The organism is Streptomyces regalis, assembly GCF_001509475.1.
GTDB lineage: Bacteria > Actinomycetota > Actinomycetes > Streptomycetales > Streptomycetaceae > Streptomyces > Streptomyces regalis.
On record NZ_LLZG01000154.1, the window covers coordinates 1 to 4,337 of the forward strand.

Below are 4,337 nucleotides of genomic sequence, written 5' to 3' on the forward strand. Positions count from 1 at the left end.
GGGGGGGGGGTGCGCACACCCCCCGGGGGGGGGGGCCAAAAAATTCCGGGGACCTTTCCCGCCCCCCCCGGTCCGGGGGGGACCCCCCCCACACCCGCCGCATCAACATGCTGGCGACGTACGAGACGACAGGCGACCTCCCCCCGATCCCCCCGCACCACCCCCAGCAGTAGCCACCTCCGGGCCGGCCGGTGCATCCCAGCCCGTCCGGCGTTTGAGGACGAGGCCGTTCAGGCCGATGGGGGTCCAGGGGGCGAAGCCCCCTGGCGGGGTCGAAGGGGCGGCAGCCCCTGGGGATGGGACGGGTAGGGGCGGCGGGGGCGAAATCCTGCCGCGCGCCCCCACCCACCCGCACACAAAGAAGGAGTCACCGTGCCCGAGGGCCACACCATCCACCGGCTGGCCCAGGACTACGCCGCCGCCTTCCTCGGCACGACCCCCCACGTCACCAGCCCCCAGGGCAAGTTCTCGGACGCCGCAGAACTCCTGACCGGCTCAGAACTCACCCGCACCGAGGCCCACGGCAAACACCTCTTCCTCGGCTTCCGGGCCGCCGACTGGATCCACATCCACCTCGGCCTCTTCGGCAAGGTCAACTTCGGCGACGCCCCCGCACCCCCACCCACGGACACCGTCCGCCTCCGCCTCGCGAACAGCACCGCATACGTCGACCTCCGCGGCCCCACCACCTGCGCACTGATCACGCCCACCGAGAAGCAGGCGATACACGACCGCCTCGGCCCCGACCCCCTCCGCGCCGACGACGACGCCGACCCACACCTGGCCTACCGACGGATCTCCCGCAGCCGTACGACCATCGCCGCCCTGCTCATGGACCAGAAGGTCATCGCGGGCGTCGGCAACGTCTACCGCGCCGAGGTCCTCTTCCGGCACCGCATCGACCCGTACCGCGCAGGCAAGGACATCACCCCCGCCCAGTGGGACGCCATCTGGACGGACCTCGTCGAGCTCATGCGCGAGGGCGTCCGCAACAACCGCATCGACACCGTCCGCCCCGAGCACACCCCGGAGGCGATGGGCCGCCCGCCCCGCGTCGACGACCACGGCGGCGAGGTCTACGTCTACCGCCGGGCCAACCTGCCCTGCCACATCTGTGGCGGCGAGATCCGCACCGCCGACCTCGCCGCCCGCAACCTCTTCTGGTGCCCGGACTGCCAGACGCCGTAAAGGAGTTGGCGGCGCGCGTCAGAACCCGTGCGGCAACCACGGCGCCACAGCCGAGGCGAACCCGACCGACGCCTCCGCCAGCGCCCCCTGCCGCAGCTCCCGCACCCGGCCGGCCGCGGCCAGCGCCGTGAGGCTCACGCCGCCGAGGTAGGCCGCTCCCAACTCCCGTACGGACAGGGCGAGATCGGCCGCGTCGGTCGTACGCTCGCACGAGGCGCCCTTCGCGTCCCCGGACAGCCGCCAACGCCCGGCGTTCCAGGGGCAGAAGGCGTCCTCGACCTCGAACACCACGTCCACCGGCGCCTGATACGTCCGCGCCTGAAGCGCGGCCCCCACATCCACCAGCCGTACGTGCAGCGAGTCCCGCACCCGCAGCGAACAGCGCCGGATGTCGGACACCAGGTACTGCCACGCCTCGTCCACCGGCCGCCCGTTCGTCTTCACCGTCGAGGTCAGGTCGATGTCGAACAGGAACCGCCACAGCGCGGCCTCCGCCGCCGGGTCGAGGGCCTCGGTGTCCCGCAGCAGCACGACGCCCTTGGGGCCGGTGGGCTCCCAGTCCGGCTTGACGCGGAAGCGCGCGTACCCGACGACCTCGCCGTCCCGCTCCGCGAGCACGCACTGCAGCGGCGACGCGCCCTCCCGGCTGCTTTCCGGGTCGAGCAGCCCGAGCCGCTCCCAGCCGGGCTGCCGGGCCGGCATCCCGGGCCGGCCGGGCACCTTGCGCGCGTACACCGCCTCGCACACGTCGACGACGTCGGCCGGTACGGCGTAGCGCAGACGTACGTCATCGGTGCCGGGCGGCACGGACAGCCGTACGCGGCTGGTGTCGATCTCCGCGTTGACGTGATACGTGCCGATTCCGTACCCGAACCGGCCGTAGATCACCGGCTCGGAGGCGGTCAGCACCGCCAGCGGCCAGCCCCAGGCCCGTACGTCGTCCAACTGCCGCCGCATCATGGCGGTCAGCACCCCGCGACGGCGATGGGTGGCGGCCACGCTCACCATCGTCACGCCGGCGGCGGGCACCGACGCGCCCCCCGGCACGGTGAGACGGAAGCTGAACACCCCCGCCGTGCCCACGCACGTGTCACCGTCCCAGACACCGAGCGAACGATCGATCTCCGTGAGCGAGTCCCACAACTCCCGCTCCTCGGACGGCTCCGCGACCCCGCCGAAGGCGCGGATAAGGGAGTCGTACCACTTGTCCCACTCGTCCTGCCGCAGCACCCGCAAGTCAGTCGCCATGAACCATGCCTACCAGGGCATTGCGGGACGAGCGAGGGAATTTCTTCTTGACGGCGGCGAGGCGCCTTTCCGTGAAGTTCACTGTGAAGTTGAACCTCGGACGGGGGACAAGTGGGACCTCCCGTGCCAAGCAGTGGGTCCGATGGATAGGGTCCCGAACTAATGGCAGCAGGACGAGAGCGGCGCACAGTGGCCGAGACGTTCACGGCCCGGTTGAAGATGCAGTGGCACCGGGCCCGCGTCGGCGTGCGCAGAAGCGCCGTGGACTACTTCCGCGGCGACGGCTCGGACTGGATCGCACTGGCCGGCCTGCTCCTCACGGTCCCCCTGATCTGTGCCGTGACGATGGTCAACCCGGTGTGGTTCTCCCCGGCCGCCCTGGTCCTTCCCATCGTCGCCGGCGGGCTGCTGCTGCGCCCGGCGAGCCTGCTGGGCCTGTACGCGGCGGCGGCGACGGCGCTGATCGTGGAATCGGTGCAGCTCGGGCCGTACACGGAGGGCCCGTCCCGCGTCACCCCGGGCGTGGTCCTGGTAGTCGCCGCCTGCGGCTTCTTCGGCCTGCTGATCGCACAGTTCCGCAGCCGGGTGGGCGTGCCCTGGCGGCGCGGCGGCACGATGCTCTTCGACCTGCGCGAACGCATCCGCGTCCAGAGCAAGCTGCCGAGCCTGCCACACGGCTGGCATCGCGAGATGGCGCTGCGCCCGGCGGGCGGCCAGTCCTTCTCGGGCGACTTCGTGGTGGCGGCCCGCACCAACGGCGGCCGCACCCTGGAGGTCGTCCTCACGGACGTCTCCGGCAAGGGCATGGACGCGGGCTCCCGGGCATTGCTGTTGTCGGGCGCGTTCGGCGGCCTCCTGGGCAGCCTGCCCCCGCATGCGTTCCTCCCGGCGGCCAACGGCTACCTCCTCCGCCAGGACTGGGACGAGGGCTTCGCCACGTCGATCCACCTGGTCCTGGACCTGGACTCGGGCGACTACGAGCTCTACTCGGCAGGCCACCCCCCGGGCCTCCAACTGAGCGCGGGCAGCGGCCGCTGGGAGGAGAAGGCGGCCGAGGGCCCCCTCCTCGGCGTGTACGACGGCGCCCAGTTCGACCCGGTGAAGGGCACGCTCCGCCCCGGCGACGTGCTGATGCTCTTCACGGACGGCCTGGTCGAAACGTCCGACCGAGACATCGTCGAGGGCATCGACCGCCTCACCGGCGAGGCCGACCGCTACGTCGCCGGCGGCTTCCACGGAGCGGCCTGGCACCTCATCGAAGCGGTCGCGAGAGACGTCAACGACGACAGGGCACTCCTGCTGATCTGCCGCGAGGGCCCGACGGCAACAGCAACAACACGCTGACCCTCAGCACCGCCCGCCATCACCCAGCCCACCCGAAGCCCGAGGACGAGGAACCTCGCTCCCCTCCGCCGTCTGAGACCGAGGCGGCACCGTCCCCCAGCCCCCACCGCGGCCTTTGCCTCACGGCACTGGCCGTCACTTCTCAGCGCGGGTTGGCATCATCGAGCCCGCCCGCCCGTCGTTCGAGGACGAGACGACACCATCCCGAGCCCCCACCCACCCGGCTGGGGCTTTCGCTTCCCGGCGTTGGCCGTCGTTTCGCGGTGCCGGTTCGTGTATGTCAGCCTGTCCGTGGTTCGAGGATGAGGCCGCGCCATCCTCAGCCCCCACCCACCCGCTGGGGCCTTTGCTTCCCGGCGTTGGCCGTTGTTTCTCGGTGCCGGTTCGTGTATGTCAGCCTGTCCGTGGTTCGAGGACGAGACGGCACCATCCCGAGCCCCTACCCACCCGGCTGGGGCTTTCGCCTCCCGCACCGGCCGTCGCTTCTCAGCGCCGGTCCGTGCATTTCAGCCCGTCCGGCGTTTGAGGACGAGGCCCGTTCAGGGCCGAAGCGGGGG

3 protein-coding genes and 1 pseudogene are annotated in these 4,337 nt (G+C 71.6%); 3 read left to right on the plus strand and 1 reads right to left on the minus strand.

The features are described from left to right. Positions 1-77 precede the first annotated feature (77 nt). Together ADL12_RS50650 and ADL12_RS20215 are read left to right on the plus strand one after the other, a co-directional pair. Positions 78-173 (plus strand): annotated as a pseudogene (locus tag ADL12_RS50650) (ribose-5-phosphate isomerase); the annotation flags it as partial. Positions 174-372: 199 nt separating this feature from the next. Then, entirely contained in the window at positions 373-1,188 is an 816-nt protein-coding gene (locus ADL12_RS20215; protein ID WP_062704077.1) for an Fpg/Nei family DNA glycosylase, read from the plus strand. Positions 1,189-1,206: 18 nt separating this feature from the next. Here ADL12_RS20215 and ADL12_RS20220 read toward each other — a convergent pair whose 3' ends face one another. After that, complete coding sequence (locus ADL12_RS20220) at positions 1,207-2,436, minus strand: GNAT family N-acetyltransferase (protein WP_062704078.1); 1,230 nt, start codon at positions 2,434-2,436, stop codon at positions 1,207-1,209. 162 nt (positions 2,437-2,598) lie between these two features. Here ADL12_RS20220 and ADL12_RS20225 point away from each other — a divergent pair, with 162 nt between their 5' ends. Continuing rightward, positions 2,599-3,780, plus strand: coding sequence for a PP2C family protein-serine/threonine phosphatase (locus ADL12_RS20225; protein WP_062704079.1), 1,182 nt, complete (start codon positions 2,599-2,601; stop codon positions 3,778-3,780). The last annotated feature ends 557 nt before the right edge of the window (positions 3,781-4,337 follow it).